General features: G+C 38.9%; 20 protein-coding genes and 1 riboswitch. Of the genes, 2 read left to right on the forward strand and 18 right to left on the reverse strand.

The genetic code is table 11. The annotated features are described in order from the left end of the window. The first annotated feature begins 382 nt into the window (after positions 1-382). Positions 383-691 carry a hypothetical protein gene (locus M948_RS26760; protein WP_021289469.1) on the forward strand — a complete coding sequence of 103 codons (309 nt, stop codon included), beginning with the start codon at positions 383-385 and terminating at the stop codon, positions 689-691. 185 nt (positions 692-876) lie between these two features. Here the strand turns inward: M948_RS26760 and M948_RS26765 are convergent, their stop codons facing one another. The 6 genes from M948_RS26765 to M948_RS26790 form a co-directional block, all read right to left on the reverse strand. Further along, positions 877-1,896, reverse strand: coding sequence for a ThiF family adenylyltransferase (locus tag M948_RS26765; protein ID WP_021289470.1), 1,020 nt, complete (start codon positions 1,894-1,896; stop codon positions 877-879). Next, the gene (locus M948_RS26770) at positions 1,893-2,657 is read right to left on the reverse strand and encodes a thiazole synthase (RefSeq protein ID WP_021289471.1); all 765 of its coding nucleotides are present in this window, start codon (positions 2,655-2,657) and stop codon (positions 1,893-1,895) included. Before M948_RS26770 ends, M948_RS26765 begins: the two co-directional genes overlap by 4 nt. Before the next feature lie 3 nt (positions 2,658-2,660). Next, the gene (gene thiS / locus M948_RS26775; protein ID WP_031335079.1) at positions 2,661-2,861 is read right to left on the reverse strand and encodes a sulfur carrier protein ThiS; all 201 of its coding nucleotides are present in this window, start codon (positions 2,859-2,861) and stop codon (positions 2,661-2,663) included. After that, positions 2,821-3,972, reverse strand: a complete 1,152-nt coding sequence (gene thiO / locus M948_RS26780) for a glycine oxidase ThiO (RefSeq protein WP_021289473.1) — start codon at positions 3,970-3,972, stop codon at positions 2,821-2,823. The genes thiS and thiO overlap by 41 nt, the downstream gene beginning before the upstream one ends. Continuing rightward, positions 3,956-4,570, reverse strand: a complete 615-nt coding sequence (locus tag M948_RS26785) for a thiamine phosphate synthase (protein WP_021289474.1) — start codon at positions 4,568-4,570, stop codon at positions 3,956-3,958. The genes thiO and M948_RS26785 overlap by 17 nt, the downstream gene beginning before the upstream one ends. Before the next feature lie 93 nt (positions 4,571-4,663). Beyond that, positions 4,664-4,775: riboswitch (TPP riboswitch) on the reverse strand. Between the two features lie 144 nt (positions 4,776-4,919). Further along, positions 4,920-6,458, reverse strand: a complete 1,539-nt coding sequence (locus M948_RS26790) for a BCCT family transporter (RefSeq protein ID WP_041203075.1) — start codon at positions 6,456-6,458, stop codon at positions 4,920-4,922. 459 nt (positions 6,459-6,917) lie between these two features. On the opposite strand from M948_RS26790, the gene M948_RS26795 reads away from it, so the two are divergent. Then, positions 6,918-8,411: an APC family permease gene (locus M948_RS26795; protein ID WP_041203076.1), complete on the forward strand. Its 1,494-nt coding sequence runs from the start codon at positions 6,918-6,920 to the stop codon at positions 8,409-8,411. Between the two features lie 714 nt (positions 8,412-9,125). On the opposite strand, the gene xsc is transcribed toward M948_RS26795, so the two are convergent. The 12 genes from xsc to M948_RS26855 form a co-directional block, all read right to left on the reverse strand. Next, positions 9,126-10,901 carry a sulfoacetaldehyde acetyltransferase gene (xsc, locus tag M948_RS26800; protein ID WP_021289478.1) on the reverse strand — a complete coding sequence of 592 codons (1,776 nt, stop codon included), beginning with the start codon at positions 10,899-10,901 and terminating at the stop codon, positions 9,126-9,128. 29 nt (positions 10,902-10,930) lie between these two features. Then, positions 10,931-11,860 carry a selenium metabolism-associated LysR family transcriptional regulator gene (locus M948_RS26805; protein ID WP_021289479.1) on the reverse strand — a complete coding sequence of 310 codons (930 nt, stop codon included), beginning with the start codon at positions 11,858-11,860 and terminating at the stop codon, positions 10,931-10,933. A gap of 63 nt (positions 11,861-11,923) precedes the next feature. Continuing rightward, complete coding sequence (locus tag M948_RS26810; protein WP_031335082.1) at positions 11,924-13,294, reverse strand: aminotransferase; 1,371 nt, start codon at positions 13,292-13,294, stop codon at positions 11,924-11,926. Positions 13,295-13,328: 34 nt separating this feature from the next. Beyond that, entirely contained in the window at positions 13,329-14,456 is a 1,128-nt protein-coding gene (ald, locus tag M948_RS26815; RefSeq protein WP_021289481.1) for an alanine dehydrogenase, read from the reverse strand. A gap of 515 nt (positions 14,457-14,971) precedes the next feature. Beyond that, positions 14,972-15,691, reverse strand: coding sequence for a GntR family transcriptional regulator (locus M948_RS26820; protein WP_021289482.1), 720 nt, complete (start codon positions 15,689-15,691; stop codon positions 14,972-14,974). Positions 15,692-15,994: 303 nt separating this feature from the next. Next, on the reverse strand, positions 15,995-17,134 hold the full coding sequence (gene solA, locus M948_RS26825) for an N-methyl-L-tryptophan oxidase (protein ID WP_021289483.1): 1,140 nt from the start codon (positions 17,132-17,134) through the stop codon (positions 15,995-15,997). A 58-nt stretch (positions 17,135-17,192) separates the two neighbouring features. After that, positions 17,193-18,620, reverse strand: coding sequence for a sodium:solute symporter family protein (locus M948_RS26830; RefSeq protein WP_021289484.1), 1,428 nt, complete (start codon positions 18,618-18,620; stop codon positions 17,193-17,195). Between the two features lie 61 nt (positions 18,621-18,681). Next, a complete protein-coding gene (locus M948_RS26835; RefSeq protein ID WP_031335083.1) occupies positions 18,682-19,779 on the reverse strand; it encodes an NAD(P)/FAD-dependent oxidoreductase in 1,098 nt (365 codons plus the stop codon). Beyond that, positions 19,772-20,101 (reverse strand): (2Fe-2S)-binding protein, encoded by a 330-nt coding sequence (locus M948_RS26840; RefSeq protein WP_021289486.1) that lies wholly within the window; start codon positions 20,099-20,101, stop codon positions 19,772-19,774. The genes M948_RS26835 and M948_RS26840 overlap by 8 nt, the downstream gene beginning before the upstream one ends. Further along, a complete protein-coding gene (locus M948_RS26845; RefSeq protein WP_021289487.1) occupies positions 20,094-21,218 on the reverse strand; it encodes an NAD(P)/FAD-dependent oxidoreductase in 1,125 nt (374 codons plus the stop codon). Before M948_RS26845 ends, M948_RS26840 begins: the two co-directional genes overlap by 8 nt. A gap of 1 nt (position 21,219) precedes the next feature. Continuing rightward, positions 21,220-21,531, reverse strand: coding sequence for a (2Fe-2S)-binding protein (locus M948_RS26850; protein ID WP_308436476.1), 312 nt, complete (start codon positions 21,529-21,531; stop codon positions 21,220-21,222). Positions 21,532-21,646: 115 nt separating this feature from the next. Continuing rightward, the gene (locus M948_RS26855) at positions 21,647-22,369 is read right to left on the reverse strand and encodes a GntR family transcriptional regulator (RefSeq protein WP_021289489.1); all 723 of its coding nucleotides are present in this window, start codon (positions 22,367-22,369) and stop codon (positions 21,647-21,649) included. Positions 22,370-22,482 lie beyond the last annotated feature (113 nt).

The following is a 22,482-nucleotide window of genomic DNA, read 5'->3' on the forward strand; positions in this document are numbered from 1 at the left end:
CCCTTTCAAGAAATCCTTTTTCTTACACGTCCGTAAAACGTAATGATTACGATTTATTTGCATGTCACTTACTCTATCACGTAACATCATTTAAAACAAAATAAAGTTAATCATCAAATGAACACATTTTATACGAAGAAAAGAGTAAATTACCCTTCATAGTGACATGTAGGTGTGGATGCAATAACCTAGTACGTTCTTAACATACGAAGTCTAAGATCTTCCTCTCTCGTTCATAAAATAGTTACAGGAAGAATATTGTTGATAGTAGCACAATCAATAAATGTAAAACGTTCTTAATTTATTTCTTTAAACATAATAATGGAACAGATAAATGAAGTTCCCTACCAATCAAAAGTATATGAAAAAGGAGAAATAGAATATGAAAAAAACACTCTCTTTATTTTTTCTTATTGTAATATTGGGCCTTGTTGCTTTTTGGGAAACGGCGGAAACAAAGCATGGATTCACGCCCACTTTTCGAGAGGGGGAAGACACGCTAGAAGTAAGTAATGAAGTAGAAACTGATAGTACGTTGGAATATATGAAAGAAGAAACGGAAGTTGAAAATGGGTACCGTATTGAAACATACCGGGAATACGAAATCTATACTGACAAAGAAGGAAATATAATCAAAAGGGAACCTACCTCTAATTATAATTACTTAAGGTATAAATTAGAACAAGAGTAATATTTGGGGGTGTGTCGATAATCGATTAGCTTCGAAAAGCAAAAAATCAAGCCCCCTATTAATAAGCATGAAAAAAGGTTCTGTGTTCACCTCCCAAATAAGTTAAACCGGAATGTTACAGACAAGCAATCTATCTCACAAAGCAAAAGTGGGGAGTATCTTTCTCCCCACTTTGATATTTTGAACTATGCGCCAATATAACGTTGATACAATTGTTTTGCGACATTTATATTTGTAACGCCATGTAATAAGGTTCTGCCATCTTGAAAAACGACAAAACGAACGGCTTCAACTTCAAAAATAAGTACTTCTCCATTATCGTTAATTTTATCCGTAAATGTCTTGACAGCTTTCGCTAAAGCAGAAAGTGATAAGCTGCCTTTTTCTCCTGGTCTTACTTGTACCGTATCTCTTCCACAAAGTAAAACTGTCTTCATCCCTTTTTCCTTGGTTAAATAAGGATAGGTTGCTGATTGTGAACAAGATGAACAAGTGGGATTCAATAACTTTTTTACGTTAATTGCACTATAGGTCCTTCCCCATATATCAACTTGTACTAACTCCTGAGATAAACCATTACCAGTCAAGTACTTTAAACACTCCGATGTCTGATAGGCAGCGGTCATCTGTACCGCAGGAGAAATAATACCAACCGTATCACAGGTTTTCCCTTCCTGAGGGAGATGATCAATTAAACATTGTAAGCAAGGGGTTTCTCCAGGAATAATGGAAAATGCAATGGCAGTACTCTGTAAGCAGCCACCATATACCCAAGGTTTACGATGTTTTGCTAACACATCATTAATCACAAAACGTGTTTGAAAATTATCTGTTCCATCGATAACAAAATCAGCATCATGTAGCATCTTTTCTCCGTTTTCCTCATCGAGCTCATCAACAATTCCCTTAATCTCTACTTCCGGATTAATTGCTTGTAATCGTTGCTCGGCAGTCCTTGCTTTCGTTCGATTCTGTTTCGCGTCTGCTTCTGTATAAAGCTGTTGGCGCTGAAGATTACTTAGTTCAATATAATCACGATCAATCAAAGTTAACTTACCTATTCCTGCTCGTACAAGCATTTCCGCATTTGCACTGCCTAATGCTCCCGCACCAACGATGACCACATGTTTGGCAGCTAATCGACATTGACCTGTCTTCCCTATCGGGGCAAATCGTTCTTGACGAGCATAACGTCCTGCTATCATTCGATCATCGCCGTATCTGGACTGCTCTTCATTCCATCCATTCGTTTAGGGATACGCCCGGCTTCATAACCTAATCGGCCAGATTGTACGGCCAACTTCATTGCTTCTGCCATTCGAATTGGATCTTTTGCGCCAGATACAGCTGTATTTAATAAAACCCCATCTGCTCCAAGCTCCATGGCATAAGCAGCATCACTTGGAGAGCCAATCCCTGCATCAACAATTACTGGGATATCAGATTGTTCGATAATAAATTGTAGATTCATTGTATTGATAATGCCCTGCCCCGATCCAATTGGTGAGGCTCCTGGCATAATCGCATGTACACCTGCTTCTTCCAATCGTTTTGCTAATACAACATCATCAGAGGTGTAGGTTAATACAGTGAACCCTTCCTCTAACAGTTGTACCGAAGCTCTCATCGTTTCAAAAGGGTCAGGCAGCAACGTTTTCTCACAGCCGATAACTTCTACTTTAATCATGTCACATAAACCAGAAGCCCGGGCTAAGCGGGCAATCCTTACTGCCTCATCGGCTGTTTTAGCTCCAGCAGTATTTGGTAGTAAATCATACTGCTGTAAATCTAATTCTTCCAATAAATTCGGCTCGTTTTCATCAAAAATGTTCATTCTTCTGACTGCAAAGGTTAGAATTTCTGTTTCGGATACTTGCACCGCCTTTTTTTGGCTTTGAAATGTCGGATACTTTCCAGTACCTAGCATCAGTCGAGAATGGAATGATTTTTCTCCAATCATTAACATGACTTATCCCCCTCCTACAAAATGAACGATTTCTATAACATCGCCATCGGTTAATGTTGTTTGGTTATATACGACTTTATTGATAATTTGTTGATTCTGTTCAACTACCACAAGCTTCTCTTGAATGTTAAAACGATTTAATAGATCACCGATCGTTGAATCCTTAACTACCTCCATTTGCCGTCCGTTCACGTGTATTTGCATATCTTACCCTCCCTTTCCTAAAACGTGCTGGTGTGAAAAGACGTTCGATCGAAGCTGGCACATAACGGTTTAAGACCATATCACTGACAAGTTTCCCTGTAGCTGGAGCAAGAAGAATACCATTCCGGTAATGACCGGTGGCAAAATACAAATTAGAAACATCGGGATGCTCCTCAATGATTGGTCTGCCATCTTTGGTACCTGGACGCACGCCAGTCCAACAGCTATGCAATTCTTCCTGCTGAAGGGATGGGAACAACCTAAATAGGCGATTCATTAACTCAAAAATGCCTCCTGTTGACGTATAGCTACTGCTATCGTAGTGATAACTAGTTGCTCCAATAATGTAGCGTCCATCTCGTTTTGGCACCAAATACAAATTGTGAAAAAATAATGTCTGCTCAATAGAGGGATCGCTTGGCTTGATGGCAAAACATTCTCCTTTTGTCGGGATCATCGGATTCTTTAAACCTGTTGCTTCAAACCACTTCCCACTATTCGCACCAGCCGCAACAACCACATGATCCGCTGAGATACCACCGTTCTCGAATTGGATATGAAAAACATCACGGACACGATCTATATTCGCAACGCGACAATTCTCGATTACTTGGCTGCCCATTCCTAAAGACGCCTGTTTAAAAGCTTCACATACAGCCAAAGGTTCCACATTCCCATCTTGCTGCATGTACAATCCTCCTACAGCATGCGTTAATGCTGATGTTCGTTGCCTAATCCCTCCCCCATCCAACCATTCCAAGCCTTCAAATGCCTTTTGTTTTGCTTGCAGTCTTTGCTTCTGTTCTTCATTCGTAGCTATCTCGAGCATACCGTTGGTGGAAAGCTGGATATCAATCCCTGATAACGAAAATAGTTCGTCGCTTAGAGATGCATACATATTTCTACTTGCTTGGCAAAATTGATAATACGTACCTTGCTGATCATTTTCTGTATGCACCCCAAGCATGCCCGCAGAAGCTTGTGTAGTTTTTCTTCCAATTCTATTTTGTTCAATTACCGTCGTTGCAACCCCACTTCTACTTAAATAGTAAGCAACGGATTGCCCAATAACGCCTCCACCTATAATCACTACATCAACGTGTTCCTTCATATCCGTTCACCTCCTTTCGAAATGACTTTACTGCTTCTAATGGATCAGTATGGCTGAAGATACCTGACATCACAGCAACCCCACCTGCCTTTGCTTGATATATATCATTTACCTTCCCGGTTGTAATTCCACCAATTGCATATACGGGAATATTCAATGCTTTCGCGACTGTCGCTAATTGTTTTACTCCCCTTGGCTTTACTCCCTTTTTGCTCGCTGTTGAAAAGACATGCCCATACAAAACATAAGCAGCGCCTACCTGCTCTGCCCTCTTGGCTACTTCAAGGGAGTGCGTCGATACACCAATTTGTAAACAAGGGTATTTTTTTTGGAGGCAGTCTACCTCTGGCAATCTATTTTCCGGAAGATGAAGCGTTGGTACAGCTGTCTCCTTAGGTAGAATCTGGTGGACATGAATAATTAGTTTTTCTGCTGGAAGACCTTGTGCAAGTAGTCGTTGAACGAACAAAGAATAGCCACTCTTGGTCATCTGTTTTTCTCTTAACATGATAGCGTCAACATATGGACTAATGCCCATTATTACCTGGAAAAGACGCGCTTCCTTCTGTGAACCACTCGTCACCGCAATTAATTTCATAACTCCCTTCTCCTTTTCATTAAAAAATGCCACTTTTCCAGCAAAGGAAAAGTGGCATGAATCGTTCAGCATATTCAATAATATCGTCGATACACACTAGTCATGTCACTTTCCTCCGCTGGTTCTTACCCCAGTTCAGGTTCAAAGGGTCTCCATGTCTCACATGTATCTCAGCCATTACGTAAAGGCACCCCTAGTGAAGCGTAATTTAATTATTTAATAGACATTTGTCTATAAAATACATGATTTTGGACTATTCGTCTACCAAAAACGACCAATTTTCTATTCTTCTTTCTGTTCTTTTATAAAAAAAGGAGCTGACTTAAAAACCAGCTCCTTCAAATCTGTGCTATTTGGTATAGCGTTGTTTCTCATCAATCTTTTGTTCTTTCGCAAGTTCACGACTTGCACGCGGAGCTGTCCAGAATGTGGTTAACATGAGTAAGGATACTGGCACAGCCGTAACGACGATAAAGGATTGCAACGATCCAACACTATCCTCACCAATAGTGATGAGTACAGTTGCGACAAGTCCCATAAGAATCGCCCAAAATACACGTAAGAATTTAGATGGATCTCCGTTGCCTGTGATCGCCATCGAAATAGTTAATGACATTGAATCGGTAGTTGTTAGAACAAATACAATCGTTGCCACTAAAAAGAAGAAACCGATAATTGTACCAAGCGGTAACTGTTCGGCGATAGCAATCATTGCTGCTGGAGGTCCAGCACTATTTAAGGCTTCAGAAACGGCACCAGGGTTATTCATTTCAGCAAAAATCCCTGTTCCACCAACGACAGTAAACCAGAATGTTGTTACTACAGGAGCAATTACCGCAACAGCAGTCACAAGCTCACGAATTGTACGTCCACGTGAAATACGACTAACAAACATGGCCATCATTGGACCATAGCCGATGAACCAGGCAAAGAAAAAGACGGTCCATAAGCCAAGCCAAGCTCCGTCTCCACGGAACGTATTCAAGGTTAGAAAGTCTTGAACATATAATCCAAATGATTGCACATACGAATCAAAAATGAATAGTGCTGGTCCTAGGATAAGGACGGCCACCATTAAACAAACTGCCAGTATAATATTATAGCTGCTTAATATTTGAATTCCTTTATGAATCCCTGTCGCAGCAGAAATCCCAGCTGCTAGAACAATGACGATAACAATAAGACATTGCACAGCTAAATTATTTGGTACACCGAACAATGCACTTAATCCGTAACCTGCTTGTAATCCAAGGAATCCAATTGGACCAATCGTACCAGCTGCCACTGACACAATCGAAAAGGCATCAACAAACGTACCAAGTGCACTTTTTCTCATAATTTTATCCCCAAATATCGGATAAAGCAACGATCTCGGCTTTAATGGTGCGTTCCGATGATAATGGGAGTACATGAGTACAATCGTACCTAATGTTCCTAAAATTGCCCATGAGACAAATCCCCAATCGACAAAACTTGCTGCAAGTGCAGGTACTACTGCTTCAGCAGTGCCAGCTTCAATTCCTGAGAAATGTGGCGGTACGGTTAAAAAGTGACTTAACGGCTCAGCAGCAGCCCAGAAGACACCACCCGCCGCTAGCAGCGTACACATGATAATCGAGATCCACTTGAACGTTCCGATCTCTGGCTTTTCTAATTTTCCTAATCGAATCTTCCCAAATTTGGAATAGCCTAGTATTAATGCAATAACTAAAGTCCCAACCATCAGAACTTGATAGATGGAGCCGAAATAGGTTACCGACCAGTTAAACATCGTATTAACTGTATTTGTAACCATTTCCTGGTTTATTAATGCAAGAATCACAAAGGCAAGTAGCGCCCCTCCACTTAGAAAAAGAACTGGCTTATCTATGGTTTGATCTTGCTTCATTCTATTCTTCAACAATCTGCTCCTCTCAATTCCATACAAAAAAATCTCACATAACCATCTACTGACTTTTCTTATGTTTACCTTTTTCGTCAGTTGTATGTGAGATTTAATAAGCATTTTAAATTAACATACAGCGTTTAAGGATACATTTTTTCTAAAAACCTGTCAAGTCAAGTGAATAAGAACTGCGTTCATAAGCGTCAAATAGGACTGACCAGGTGGGCATGTAAACGTCAGAACTCTTCTGTTTTGAGCAGTCTTTTCTCTTGAGTTGGAGCAGTGCTCTCTCCAGTTGGGGCTGGTCTCTCCTTTATATCTATAATTTTTAAACATTAACCTTATTATTTTTTGTAATGATTAAATTTTCAGAATATAATTGTATTCAGCTTTTTTGCATGCTTTAATAATACTAATACCCACTTAAGTTAAGCGCTTACAAAATTCGGGAGGAGAATAATGATGACCGAGCGTAAACAATTGAACAAAACATTAAAACCACATTGGGTGTGGGCAATTGCTTTTGGATCTGCTATTGGTTGGGGGGCATTTGTCTTGCCAGTAGATTGGATGTCATTGGCAGGACCATTAGGAGTTATTCTTGGATTTATAATTGGAGCAGTTTTAATGATTATTATAGGAGTTAGCTATGGTTTCTTAGTTGAAAAGCTACCGGTATCCGGAGGTGAATTTGCTTATGCTTATTACGGTTTAGGTAGGTATCACGCATTTTTATGCGGCTGGTTTTTAACACTAGGGTATATGTCTATTGTTGCCTTAAATGCCTCTGCACTCGCACTTTTAGGGAAATTTGTATTACCGTCTATTATTGAGCAGGGCTATATGTACAGTATTGCTGAGTGGGAGGTATATACTGGAGAGGTTATTCTTGCTTGTCTTGCTTTGATTGTCTTTGCATTTCTTAACATACGTGGTGCAAGTCTATCAGGCTTTTCTCAATTTATCTTTTGCATAGCATTAATAGGTGGTGTTATCGTTTTAGTAATATCTATGGTGCTTCACCCTTCAAGTTCTTTCTCATATCTGCAGCCTCTCTTTAAACCTGAAATAGGTGCATTATCATCAATTCTTGCGATTGTTGCAATAGCTCCCTGGGCGTATATTGGCTTCGATAACATACCACAAGCAGCCGAGGAATTTGATTTTCCTCCTAAGAAATCCTTTAAGATTATAGTTATTGCATTAATTTGTGCTAGTATAACTTATTCATTAACTATTATTGCTTCCGGTGTCGGCCAGTCTTGGACTAGCGCTGTAGAAGCTGGTTCTGCTTGGGGGACAGGTGCTATCATTGAAAATACTTATGGTGCAGTCGGGGTTATCTTATTATCCTTTGCGCTCATGATGGGAGTATTTACCGGATTAAATGGATTTTACATGTCAACAAGCCGCCTATTATTTGCGATGGGAAGAGCCAAAGTGCTACCGAGCGCTTTTGGAAGATTGCATCCGAAACATAATACACCACACATAGGTATCCTATTTACACTTGTCATTACCTTACTTGCCCCATTCTTTGGCCGAGAAGCTTTATTATGGGTCGTTGACATGTCAGCATTAGGAGTGACAATCGCCTACTTCTACGCCTGTTTCGTAGCATATCGACTTTTTAAATGGTCTGATAGAACCTCTCTGCATAACAGTACAAAAAAGTCAATCGTTTCACCTGGCAGAAAGCTCTGTTCACTACTAGGCATCCTCTGCGCAGCTGGATTTTTCTTATTACTCGTTATTCCAGGATCTCCTGGATTTTTGGATAAACCATCTTGGATCGCCCTATTTGTATGGGTGGGAATAGGAGCTATCTTTTTCCTCATAAGATTTAAAAGCTATCGAGCAATCCCTAAAGCGGAAATGGATTACTTGATTCTAGGAGAATATAACGAGAAGGAAGCCAATTCCAATGTAGCCTCTATGGAAGAGCATATTAAGTAACGAATGTTAGTAGATACGATTGTGTGATCATTAAGAAAATAAATGTGTCTTAATAAGCTCCTGGCTCTAGACAGGAACTAGATCTCAGGTACCTATAAAGAAGGTTGCTAAATCGAACGTCCTGGATCACCTCACGTCTGACCTATGCCCTTGAAAAGGAAACCACCCTTTTCAAGGGTGACGTAATACGAATGCACTTCAAGAGATACCCTCGTATGAAGCATCACCATCCCCACACGCTTAAGCTAGCCGTAGCTAATAATTCAAGTATTAAAACCGAAAGAACAAGCGCGCAAGCTCCCTGAACAGAGATGTACGGACTGCGACCTGCCAAGCAGGTTGGGGCGGTATTGCCACGCAAAGTGGCGAAATTAGCCGATCATTCTACCGTAGGAGATAATGGAATCATGCCCCTTCATAGGGGTATGCCGATGACTTAGCCCAAAGCACGGTTTTAGTCGGACATCATGCAACCGAATTGATGATGACTTTCGCTACGGGCATAAGTGTGATGAAGCCTCTTTCTTCACTTCGTTCAAAAATCGGCAAGTCTTCTTTATCGTAGGACACGACGGGAAATCTCCTAGTTTTTGGCGCTAAGAGCTAAACAGAGCTTTCTCATCAGAAGCGTTTTATCCAACCAAAATTTTATACTTCCTTAACTTGTAAAAAAATCACCGTGCCAAACTTTGGCACGGTGATTCTTGATTTCGTTTACTTCCCCCACACTCCATAATCCAGGTGTTTGTATTTATCCAATAAGCGTGTAGGCATTTTCAATGCATCCTTCCGAAATGGCAGTGCCAGTTGTGTTCCATCTACATAAATGTTAAGTACTGCCGGCTTTCTTTTCTGTAATACGTCTTTAATTACTGGTGCCATATCTTCTGGCTTTTCGATGGTATAGCCAAGAGCCCCCATTGACCTTGCAACTTCTGCGAAATCAGGAGCTTCTATATTGGAACCAATAAAGCGATTATCATAATAGTCTACTTGGTTCTTCTTCTCAGCTGCCCATGATTTATTATTAAAAACACAAGCAATTACAGGAATATTTTGTTCAACAGCTGTACTTACCTCGTGCAAGCTCATCCCCCAAGCGCCATCACCAATAATCGCCGCTACTGGTGAATCTGGTTCAGCAAGCTGTGCACCTAATGCAGCTGGATAAGCGAAACCAGTATTACCAAATGTTAATGCGGCAATATGTCGCCTTGTCTGGTTGAATTTCAAATATGCATTTGCTGTTGAGGACACATTTCCAATGTCTGTTGATATAATCGTATTATCAGGTAAGGCTTTCGTTAGTTCTAACAGAGCACGTCTTGGATTAATCGGTTCCCCATCTTTCATGGCAAGGTCAACCAATTCCTGCTCCCATTCCCCTTTTAATTTGCTTATTTCCTCTAAACGACCAAGGTCTTTGTTGCCATGTGGTACTGTTTCTTTTAGCTGATTATATAATTCATCTGCTGTAGACTTTGCATCCCCAATTATTCCAACCTCTACGGGATGGGTTCTTGCAATATTTCTCGGGTTAATATCTATTTGAATGATTTTCGCTTCTTTTGGAAAATAATCAATATCATAACATGGGAGCGTTCCAAATACGGACAAGCGTGTGCCAATGGCTAATACAACATCCGCTTTCTTTAACGTATGCATTGCTGCTTTCGATCCCATGTAGCCGATTGAGCCGACAGCAAGTGGATGATCTGCTGGAAAAGCATCATTATGCATATACGAAACAGCTGTCGGAATGGTTAAATGCTCGGCAATCTTACTAATAGTATCCACCCCATCAGCATCTACAGCTCCACGCCCTGAAATAATAACCGGATACTTCGCAGTTTTTAAAAGCTCTGCAGCTTTTTTTACGGAGGTTGGATCTCCACTTCCTCGATTGTTTACCCGATATTGATGTGGAGCTAGAATTTGATCCTCTAATTCTCCATAGAATAAATCACGTGGAATATCATACAATACAGGCCCTCGCTCTGCATAAGCGATTCGAAATGCTGTTCGCAAACAATCTGCTACACGACTTTTGTGAGTAACCCGAACGGTTTCCTTTGTAATAGCTTCAAAGATCGAAACCTGATCTGCTTCCTGAAACCCATCCCAACCAATGGTAGGGGTACCAGCAGAGGGTGATATAATAACCATTGGCGTATGCGCTTGATTGGCAGCAGCAACAGAAGTTACCATATTCGTAATTCCTGGACCATTTTGCCCAATAACAACACCTGCTACACCAGAGACACGTGTATATGCATCTGCCATGTGTGCTGCACTTTGCTCATGCCGTACTGGCAAAAAATGAATACCTGCTGTCGGGAACAAGTCCAGCATATCCATAAAGGCTGACCCAACAATTCCGTATACTTCCTTTACATTTTCTGAAACTAATGTTTCAACGATAGCCTCACTTGGTGTCATTTTCACTTTTTTGGATGCTTCCTTACTTACTGTGACTCCTTGTTTTTCCATAAAGAATTCCTCCTTCAAAATTAAATACATTAGCGAAACAAACTGTTCGAAACATCTAGTTCTAATTTATTTGCCATTTTTCTTAATTCATGAATGAATAACTCCGTTGTAGACGATAGTATTTGCTCTTTACGAAAAGCTATATAGAAATATCGGTAAAATGAAATATCTTTCATCGCGTAAGCTGTCAACAACTGTAACTTCTGTTCTTTTTTAATAGCATTTTTCGAAATAATTGAAACCCCTAATCCTGATTCAACTACTGCTTTAATTGCTTCTGTACTGCCTAGCTCCATCACAATATTTAACTCATCGATAGGTATTCCAGCTTGCTGCAAATAGTGGTTCACTACCGCTCTTGTGCCAGACCCCTCTTCTCTTACAATTAATGGGATATTTTTTAATTGATCTATCGAGATTTTCATCTCCATTTCAGAGAAATAATTTGGTGGAGCTATTAAACACATTTCATCTTCAAGAATTGGCTCAATCATAATATGTGGATCATCAATTGGGGTTTCAATTAATCCTACATCGATTAGCTGATCTTTAATATCAGAGACAATTTTATTAGAATTTGAAATATCAACACGCATTTGAATTAATGGGTATTTATCTTTAAACGTTTTAAGAAACTCAGGAAGAATATACTCACCTATGGTTAAACTACATCCAATACATAATTCGCCATGCGTACTTTCCTCGATTTTCAAAATTTCCTTCTGTGCCGAGTCACTTAATTTAATGATATCTTTGGCGTATTTTAGTAGGATACTCGCAGATTGAGTCATCTTCACTTTTTTAGTCGTTCGTTCAAATAATTTAGTATTAAGTTCTTCTTCAAGTGCTTTAATTTGCGAAGTAATAGTTGGTTGTGTAACAAATAGTTTTTTAGCGGCTTCTGAAAAGCTTTTCTTCTCAGCAACTGCGATAAATGTTATTAATCTTTCGTAATTCATGCATGCTACATCCCCTCCGATAAGCATTCCTTAAAAATGGGTGGCATGAAAATTAGTATCTTTCTACACGCTGCAAATTACTGACTCTACAGTTTCTACAAGAAAATCTAAATCTTCCTCTGTACTACTCAAGGGCGGAGCTATAATTATGACATTATTCTGACCAGGAACGGTGTCACCGTTTCTACCTATAATTAATCCTTTCTTTTTACATTTACTTACTATCTCTGCCATTTTTGAATCTTCAAGAGGTACTTTAGATTTTTGGTCAGTAACCATTTCCAATCCAAGTAAAAATCCAATTTGCCTTACTTCCCCTACGTTTTCATGTTCCATTAATTGATGAAGTTGACTTAATTTAGATTTCCCTAATTCATTTACCCGCTCGACAATATTTTCGTTTTCAATAATTTCAATATTTTTCAGTGCTACCGCACATGCAGCAGGATGGCCACCATATGTTGAAACATGGCGGAAGTGATTATCCTTTCCTTCTTCTTTAAACACGTCATAAATATTGGATTTAACCGCTGTTGCTCCCAAAGGTAAATAACCGCTCGTCAGTCCCTTGGCCATGGTTATGATATCTGGCTGTACTCCTTCTGCGTGCATAAAACCAAACATTTTACCAGTTCTACCATATCCTGAAACAACTTCATCCATAATTAAGAGCACGTTATACTTCTTACAAATTTCAGCAACACGTTGAATGTATTGCATGGAAGGAATGATTACGCCGCCACCAGATATAAAAGGCTCCATAATTAATGCTGCTACTGTTTCTTCTCCTTCCCAATTGATCATTTCTTCAATTAATTGGGCCGCTTTTAGATCCGATTCCTCTGGTTCTCCGCCAAAAATAGATCGATAATGATAGGGTGGATATACATGTAAAAAGCCAGGTACACCAGGATCATATTTCACCCTTCGATTTGCCTGTGCAGTTGCACTTAATGCACCTAAAGTTGAGCCATGATAAGCTCTATAGCGGGAAATGATCTTAAATTTGTCTGGGTTGCCAGTCTGCTTATGGTACTGCCTCACAATCTTAAATGCGGTTTCATTAGCTTCAGATCCACTATTAGAGAAGAATGTTTGATAACCTCCTCCTAGTAAACTACTAATTTTATTCGCTAGTTTAACTGCAGGATTGTGACTCATTGTTAAGGGAAAATAGGTAAGTTTTTTCATTTGTGCTGTTGCTGCATCAATAATCTCTTGCCTGCCATGCCCGAGATTTAAACACCATAATCCTGATACGCCATCCAAATAGCGGTTACCAGATTCATCCGTAAACCATGATCCTTCACCTGAGGCAGCAACCATTTGTTGAGCACCTGGGTGATAACGATGCATTGCATTCCATAGATGAGGTAATTCTTTTCCAACTACATCAGGCATTTCCGCTTCCTTTTTCAACTTTAAGCCCTCCATTCCAATTTAAAATAGGGTATAACTCTGAAACTTACTACGCAGTTATCGGAGCTTTTAAAACAGATGTGATAGGTTTGTACATCTGGTCATAGTGATTAGCAACTTTTTCATGCGTCATATATCCAGCATACGTATTAACCCCCTTCGCTAATGCTTCATTTATTTGAATTGCCTGTTGCAGGCCATGATTTGCAAGAAAAACCCCATACTGGCATGTGTTGTTTGTTAACGACAATGTTGAAGTTCGAGCTACAGCTCCAGGCATATTTGCCACAGCATAATGAATAACACCATGTTTCATATAAACTGGGGAGTCATGTGTGGTAACTCTATCAATGGTTGAGATCGATCCTCCTTGGTCAACTGCTACATCAATGATGACAGATCCCGATGTCATTTCTTTCACCATTTCTTCTGTAACCAATTGAGGAGCCTTTGCCCCTGGTATTAGCACAGCACCTATTACCAAATCCGCTTGCTTTACTGCCTGTTGAATATTCATTGGGTTTGACATTAACGTTGTTACTGTTCCAGCAAACATATCATCCAATGCACGTAAGCGATTCGCATTAATATCAATAATAGTTACATTTGCTCTTAAGCCTAATGCTATTTTTGCCGCATTCGTACCCACAACTCCACCACCTATGATAACCACATTACTAGGATGAACCCCTGGTACTCCACCTAGTAAAACGCCCTTACCACCTTTCATATTTTCTAAATATTGTGCACCAATTTGTACAGCCATTCGACCTGCTACTTCGCTCATAGGTGTCAAAAGCGGCAATGAATCGTCGCTGTCTTGAATAGTTTCATAAGCGATTGCAGTTACCTTTTTATCTATTAATTCCTTTGTCAATTCTGGTTCTGCAGCAAGGTGTAAATAGGTAAACAAAATTAACCCTTCACGGAAATAAATATATTCATCCGGCTGAGGTTCTTTCACTTTCATTACCAATTCAGCCGCCCAGGCCTCTTTTGCAGTACCAATTTCAGCTCCTGCAGCTTTGTACGCTTCATTCAAGAATCCACTTTCTTTGCCAGCTGCGTCTTCTACCAGCACCTGATGTCCTGCTTTGATGAACGAGGTGACACCTGATGGAGTAAGCGCTACTCGGCGCTCATTATTTTTAACCTCTTTTGGAATACCAATAAGCAATAACATCACTCCCTTTACGTCAAATAGTAATTACAATAATCAAGTTAAGACATCATAACGTCCGAACCAGTTAGGTTATTGTAATGTAAAGCGCTTCTGTGTGGTCCTCCTCTCTACTTCCTTCTGTATTTAATCAGCAATTACTTTTAGTATATAAGAGAACACATTTAAGTTTCAACCTATTACAAAAATTCTGATATTTAAAAGCGTAATAAGTTCCATTTAAAATTACTATTAATGTTTGTACTCTCCTTATTACCAATACATTGCTGGCAGAGAGAACTTCTACATCAAAATCAACGAAACTACTTCATATAATAAAGTGACACTTTAATCATTGAAGGGGTTTCTTTTATCCCCCACTGTTTGTTAGTGCCACTTTGGGTATGACCTAAAGCCTCTGAACAGAATCGGACATTTACTGGCAGTTGGATCTCCTAATTCTCCTCCTGGGCTTTACTTTAGGATGGAAGTGGAGGTTTTACTGCCAGTTAAATGCGGGATAAATAAGATGGCTACCCAAACTTGCGTGATAGATTAATCTTAAAGGTATACATATCACTTCGATAAAAAGCTTCTTCCAATTCAATAATATCTCCTGTTTGATCTTTTATAATTCTTTCAGCAATAAGTAAATTTGCTCCTGATGCAACGGATAAGTATTCTTTATCTTCATCTAGCATCTGTCCACTAGAAATGGTCTGATCAGCCTCAGCAAATTTTATTCCTAATTCATTCTCTATTAAGTAATATAATGTAGCATTGTCTAAATCATATTTTACCAATTCCCTACCAATTGAGACAGGGTAATAGTGTCTTTCTACTCCTAGCGGGATGTCATCAGCATAACGAATTCTTTTTATAAAATACGCCTTTGTAAACCCAGTTCTATCCTGAATATAACTAGGGGGCGTGGTGATATAATGAGTTATTAATTTTGCCCCGGGTTTCTTTCCCATATTCCTTATTGTTTCTGTTGTACTACTCAAATTACCTAACCAATCATGAATTGGTTTAAATGAAACAAATGTACCTTTACCATGTCTTTTTTCTAACACTCCTTCTCGTACTAAAAGATTAATAGCTTCCCGGACTGTACTTCGACTTATATTATAACGTTCCATAAATTGACGTTCACTTGGAAGTTGACTTGTAAAAATCCCTTGCTCAACTTGATTTTCTAAAATCTTTTTTAATTGAATATGTAACGGTATTGAGCTAGTATGATCAAGCAAAGAACTTCCCCCTTTTACTCGTTTATTAAAGAATAACACGGTTCTGTGTTATGTAAAGGGAAGTAACATTTATCCTTATTTATAAAGGTAGATGAGAGATTTTTAAATTTATCTTCATAAATCTTTTTCTATTGATAACCACACAGGCCTAACTATAATTATTATTACAGTAAGGGCGTGGTTAAGTTTAGTGCCTTTTTTTGGGGCGTACTCTGTCCAGTTATGGACGTGCTCTCTCCCGAGTTGATACGTTTCTCTAACGAAAAAACGCCTTTCTATAGAAAGGCGTTTTTTAGCTGGCCACTAAAAATTAGCCGCTTCAAAAAATCTATTTGGTTTCATATGTTGAATATGATAATTTGTTTTCCCATCGATACAAAGTTCTGAAAGTATCTTACCTATCATTGGAGAAAGTTTGAACCCATGCCCTGAAAATCCACTTGCTATTATTAGGTGAGAGGTGTCTGGCAATTCTCCAACAATAGCATGGTTATCTGGTGTGTAAGCATCCATATATGCACTTGCTCGTACAGGATCAGGATAAAGTACTGGAAGTAATGTTTTTACTGACTCACTTATTCTTTCTAATTCCTCAAGATTTGCATCCCTATATAATTTGGATGGATCGTCAATATACGATGGATCCTTTGTATAAGAGGCTTTTACCATGGAACCATCAAGCATTGGTGCGCCTGTAAGCCGGAAATCGCCACGCATGCGAGCGAATATAGGCAGCTTATCAGCAGTGACCAAAGAAACATCCTTTGGTGCAAACCATGTTAACAAGAGTCTCCTTGGAACCAACTTATTTTTTAGCTGAGGAATTAGTTTTAACGTCCATGCGCCGGTAGTAATGATAACTTTTTCTACATGATAGGACTTCTCATTAGTTACAATCGTTGCCCCTTGTTTTTCTGGAACAATATCATTTACCTTTGTATAATTTTTAACCTTCGCACCATGTTTGACAGCCTGCTGAACTGCTGATACAACAGCTAACTCTGGCCTTAAAAAACCAGCATTTTTATCTAGAATAACAACGTCGTTCTCGTATAACGTAAATTGTGGGTATCTTTTTTTGGCTTGTTCCCCCTCCAAAACTTCATGCTCAAGGGCAAAATCATGAATACTTTTTTTAATTGTATTTATTTCTAATGATCCTGACTCACCTATCATTAAGCCCCCGTTTAACGTTAATAAGTTGTTATCGCTTGCCTCTTCCAAACTCCTCCACAAATGCTTTGCTTCTTGTAATAACGGTACATACTCCGGACCTTCCATATAGGCAGTACGAAATAGGCGCGATTCTCCTCCTGCTGCTGTGCGATCATTACCAATGCCAAATTGTTCAAATCCAATTACAGATACACCTTTTTTAGCGAGCTGCCATGCTGCCATACTTCCCATTGTTCCGACCCCAACAATTGCAACTTCTGCATCCATCTAACACACTCCATTCCACATAACTTATAATTCTAATAATAATTTTTATTCAGAAAATTCAACCTATATCTAATTTAGCTGCATTCCGTTTCTTTGTCGTTTCATTTTTAAAAATGGCGTTGAATATCAGAAAGCCTATTAACGAACCGGCTACCCCAAAAACTGCATATGGAATTTCTGTATCTATTATTTGGGCTACTGCAGCACCTGCAACGCCTAGTACAATACTACCAATTGCACCTTTAGGAGAGAGGAAATTTGTACGTCGTATGCTAAATCCTAAAAAAATTGGAACTAATAACCCTGCGGCCGAATAGGCGTAAGTTGCTTGTAGCCATCCTAATGCTTTTGGGTAATACAAGGCTAATAGAATTGCTAAAAAAATAACGAATACGGATAACATCCTTGAAGACCTTATCAGTTTTTTGTCGCTCACATCTGGATTAATGTAAGATTGATAAATATCCTTCGTAATATTTACAACAACGGATTGTACTGCACTACTAACTGTAGACATAATTGTCGCTATAATAAATGCTGCATAGATGGAAAGAAACCAGGTAGGAATTTGTGTTAAAAACCACCCTGATGCCATTTCTGGATTACTTAAACCTGGGTTTTGCGATAAAATCGCAATCCCCATAAACGAAGCCCATACACCAGAAATTACACCTACTATTGCAGCAATTATAAACCCTCTTTTTGCTGTATTCGCATCCTTAGCAGCATAAATCCGTTGGTAAGACATTTGATTTGTTAAAGCTCCAGGGAAAATCGCAAAAATCCAAAGTACGATCGTACTTAATCCAACTGCTCCTAAACCTTCAGGAAAGGATACAAGATTGTTTGGAACATTTGCTGAGATACCACTCCAACCCCCAGCCATGTTCAACATATAGAGACCACTTGCAATTGAAAGTACTAGCATGAAACATCCATATACAAAGTCCGTCCAAGCTACAGAGGCTAGTCCTCCGGGTAATACAAAGAGTAGACTGATAGCTGCGAATATAATAATAAGTATCGTAAAGGAAATTCCCGTTATCTCGGTGAATAAGTTACCGAATGCAACCAGTTGTGTACATAACCAGCCAAACGGTACGACAATTGCCAATATGGTAACTAAGCTCATCATGATTCGATGTTCACCATATAGGTTTTTAAAAATATCTGGTAATGTAGAAAAGTTTTGCTTTTTCAACCACCCAGCAAGCAGTACAAGAAGCACAATTCCAATTGAATATAACAGATTATAAGTGATTGCAGACCATCCTGCGCTATATCCAATACCAATATGTGCAACTAAGACACCACCACCGACACCAGTAGCAAATTGACTACCTGCAACGACATACACGGGTAAGGATCTGCCACCAACAATCCAAGTTTCACTGCTTTTTTGTTTTTTTCCCACCAAAAAAGCGATTGCTGAACCAAGACCTAGAATTACAATCGAACTAATAATGATTGCGATTGTAGCGCTCATCGTTCTCCTCCTTATTTTTGACGAACTTTTTTCGAATCAAATTGTTAGCTTAACTTTTTAACTATTCAGATATCCGGGAGTACATTTGGTCGAATCGATTCATAGAAAATCGGGTAAGATCAATGGAAGTCTCTCCATCTTCTAACAACTCTGTCATAAGCGTACCTACTAGTGGAGACAACGTAATCCCGCTATGCATTGCAGCAATATAAGCATTACGGACCTCCGGAATTTCACCAATAATTGGAAAGCCATCTTTAGGCATCACTCTAATTCCCGAGAAACATCGCACAACATTTGCTTTGGCTAAGGAAGGAATAAATTCAGTAGCCATTTTTGCCGTTTCCTGCATGATATCTAGTGTTGATCGTTTGTCATATCCCACCTCCTCTTTAGAATAGCCAATTAAAACCTCCCCATTATCGGCTTGTCTTATTCCCCCTATTGTATGTTTTAAAAAAGGTGCTTGAGGTTCTGTTACTAGAATTTGCCCTCGAACCTGTTTAATGGGAATGTCTACCCCTAGCATCTTTCCTAAATCCTTAGACCATGGACCACCAGCTAAAATCACTTTTTTTGAATAAAAGGTATCTTGATCAGTCTCGATCTGAAATATATCCTTTTTCTTTGTAATAGTGACTACTTGATTATAAAAAGAAAAGACAGCACCATTCTTTTTGGCTGCTTTTGTATATAGCTCCACAAGACGAAAAGGATTTACATTACCATCTAATTTACAGAAAGTAGCCCCGGCTACTCTTTGTGAAAGAGCAGGCTCTTTTTCTAATACTTCCTCTCGGTTCAACACATCGACCTCAATGCCAACTTCAGCTTGTTTTTCAGCTAGCCTTAATGCCCCCTCTCGATCCGCCTCATTGAAAAATGGAGCGATTCCTCCAGTTCGTTTATATTCAACATCACCTATCTTCCGCTCTAGAAACGGGTATAATTCAGCACTATACATACTCAGTTCTCCATACCAAGATGGTGTTTTGCTGTGCACCCAAACCCAAGCTTGCGTTGACCCGGACGTTCCAGACATAGGAAATCCTTTATCAACAACAAGTATGTTATTTTTTTTACTTTCAGAAAGGTGATAGGCAATACTACTTCCAACGACTCCACTCCCGATAACAACTACATCGTATTTATTATTTATCACTTGGATCACTCTCTTCTAATGATTCCTCGAATACAGAAGCAACACTTTCGGATTCCTTTTCACCAGCAAGAGCACTCATTCGAACCATTCGTAACGGTAGCCGCATCCTAGATGGTTCAATCTCACTAGATTCCATCCCCGTGTACTCACTGATAATCCTTCTAACTAGTTGAAGACATATTTTTGATTGACAGGGGCCCATTCCACATCTTGTTAACCGTTTAATATCGTCAAACGTTTCTGCACCAAACTGAATTGCTGACTCAACTTCATCTATGTTTACTTCTTCACAGCGACAAACAATTGTCGATTTATCCAAAGAGCATCTCTCCTTTCAATGGATCAACAAAGTCTGGTAATGGAAGTCCTCTTTCACTATGATAATCCTTAACTAATTCTAACCTGGCTTGCATGGTATCCTTATTAAAAAACGTTTCTATTTGATAAAGTTCTTCCCACAATGCAGCCTTTTTTCTATTTGAATCACGTTCACTAATAAACTGTAACGATTCTAACGCACTTAAAGCAGCAATTTCCCCTGTTAAAAGTATCGAACCTAAGGAAGTAATCCCTGCTGCATTACCTGCAAGGTATACAGATGGATTGCTTGTTTGAAAATTCACGCTGTATGTTGGCAGCCATCCGCCAAGCACCTCACTGTGTGTTAAGTCACAACTCATTATTTGAAACGCTTCCAATATAGGACTAAATCCATTGGCTGTACAAATCAGATCTACTTCAAGCTCCTCCATCATACCTTCACTGGTTCGAATAGTCATTTTCTCAACATGGCCTGATCCACTAACCGATTCAATCGTACTATTTAAGAAAAAAGGGATATTGTTTTTCTTACACATGGATAGTAAAGCTTGATCCCTGCTTAATATCGTTTCAGACGCTTCCACAATCGCTTGTACTGAAATACCACATTCATATAATTGCTTAACGACTTCAAGAGCAAAGCTATTTGATCCGATCATCATTACTTGTTTCCCTGGATATACAAACTCCCTATTCAGTAAAATTTGTGCTGCACCAGCTGTCATAACCCCAGGTAGTGTCCAACCCGGAAAGATCCATGCATTCTCTGCAGCGCCAGAAGCTATAATATTCTTTTTAGCCTCTATTTCAAATGTTGTTTTTCCATTAGTAACACCGATATGTCCATTTTTATATGCACCGATCATCGTATGATTTCTAAGTATTTTTAGATTGGGAGTTTCTAATTGACTGGTAAGTCTCTTCACTAGTGATGTTCCACGTTCAGCAAAAAACTTGCTTGGTAGGTTTGCATGCAATTGTGTCTGCTGTCTTAATTGCCCACCAAGTGAAAAGGATTCCTCAATCAAAATAACATCCGCGCCATAAGAAGTAGCTGTTATGGCTGCACTTAGCCCCGCTGGACCACCACCTACTATTACTAAATCAGTCTCCATCTTACTTCCCCCTTTTTGGATCTCCAACATTCGATGACACGACCATACCTTCTTGTACTAATGTAGTGCAGCTTATCACATGCTCTAAGCCATCAATTGTTAAAAAACAGCTGCAGCATCTTCCCGTAGCACAGTATACTCCTCTTGCTTGAGCCAATTTACGGCTTCTTCCAAGTTCTTTAACTCCATTAGCTAGTAAAGCAGCAGAAACCGTTTGTCCCTCCCAAGCCTTTAATGGCTGTTCATTAAAATAAAACGTTATTTCCTGGTCAAATTTTCTCCCTAAAATTGGATGCTCCACCATTTGCATCATCAACCCTCCAAGCGTTTCAATGATTATTAGAAAAGAAACTCCATCATTATATAAAATATAATATTATAATATTATAATATTTAATTTGATACTTATTGTTGCTTAGATATTAACGCTACAATTGAACTTCTAGATAGTATTTAGCATCTTCGAAAAGCATGATGAGTTTTGAGTACTCAATCATTTGTTTCGTAGCAGTTGTAGTAAAGCGTTCTAAAACAAACAATGGATCACCTATATCTATACCAAGTGTCGAAGCTTCATATTCTTTTGCAGTCATTGTAGAAATATAAACTTTCGCTCTATCTAATTTAATTTTATATTTTCTAGAAAATATATTATACAGTAGCTCGTTTTCTATATCGTTCTGACTTAATTCTGGCGCCAAATGTTCTGGAACATAAGAGAATTCAATCACTGTAGGTTTCTGACCTTCAATTTTAAGACGGTTCATCATATAGATCATATCCCCTTGATCGATACCTAGTTTTCTAGCAATTGCTTCTTCTGCTGCTATTGTTTTAAAACCAAGTGTTTTATGTGGATATGCTTTTCTAGTTTCTTGTTCATCCTGAACCGAAACGAAACTGGCTAGATTATGTTCTTCTCGTTTTTTTACAAAAGTCCCTTTTCCACTTTTTCTGTGAAGAATCCCTTCGTTAACTAGATCAAGAATGGCTCGCTTAACAGTAATATTACTTACTTGGAAACGGGTAGCTAATTCCTTCTCAGCAGGTAACTTATATCCTACCTCCCATTCACCTGAATCGATTTTTGTTTCTAAATATTTTTTTATTTGCTTATATAATGGTATGGAAAGATCTTTATCTACAACCATATTGGTTTGCTCCTTATAATAGTCTAAAATTATAATAATATAACTTATTTAATAACTTTCAGTAAATTCTAACATTCAATATGTTTCGAATCAATCTTTTTATTAAATTTTCT

This window comes from Virgibacillus sp. CM-4 (assembly GCF_000445495.1).
Taxonomy (GTDB): Bacteria; Bacillota; Bacilli; order Bacillales; family Amphibacillaceae; genus Virgibacillus; species Virgibacillus salexigens.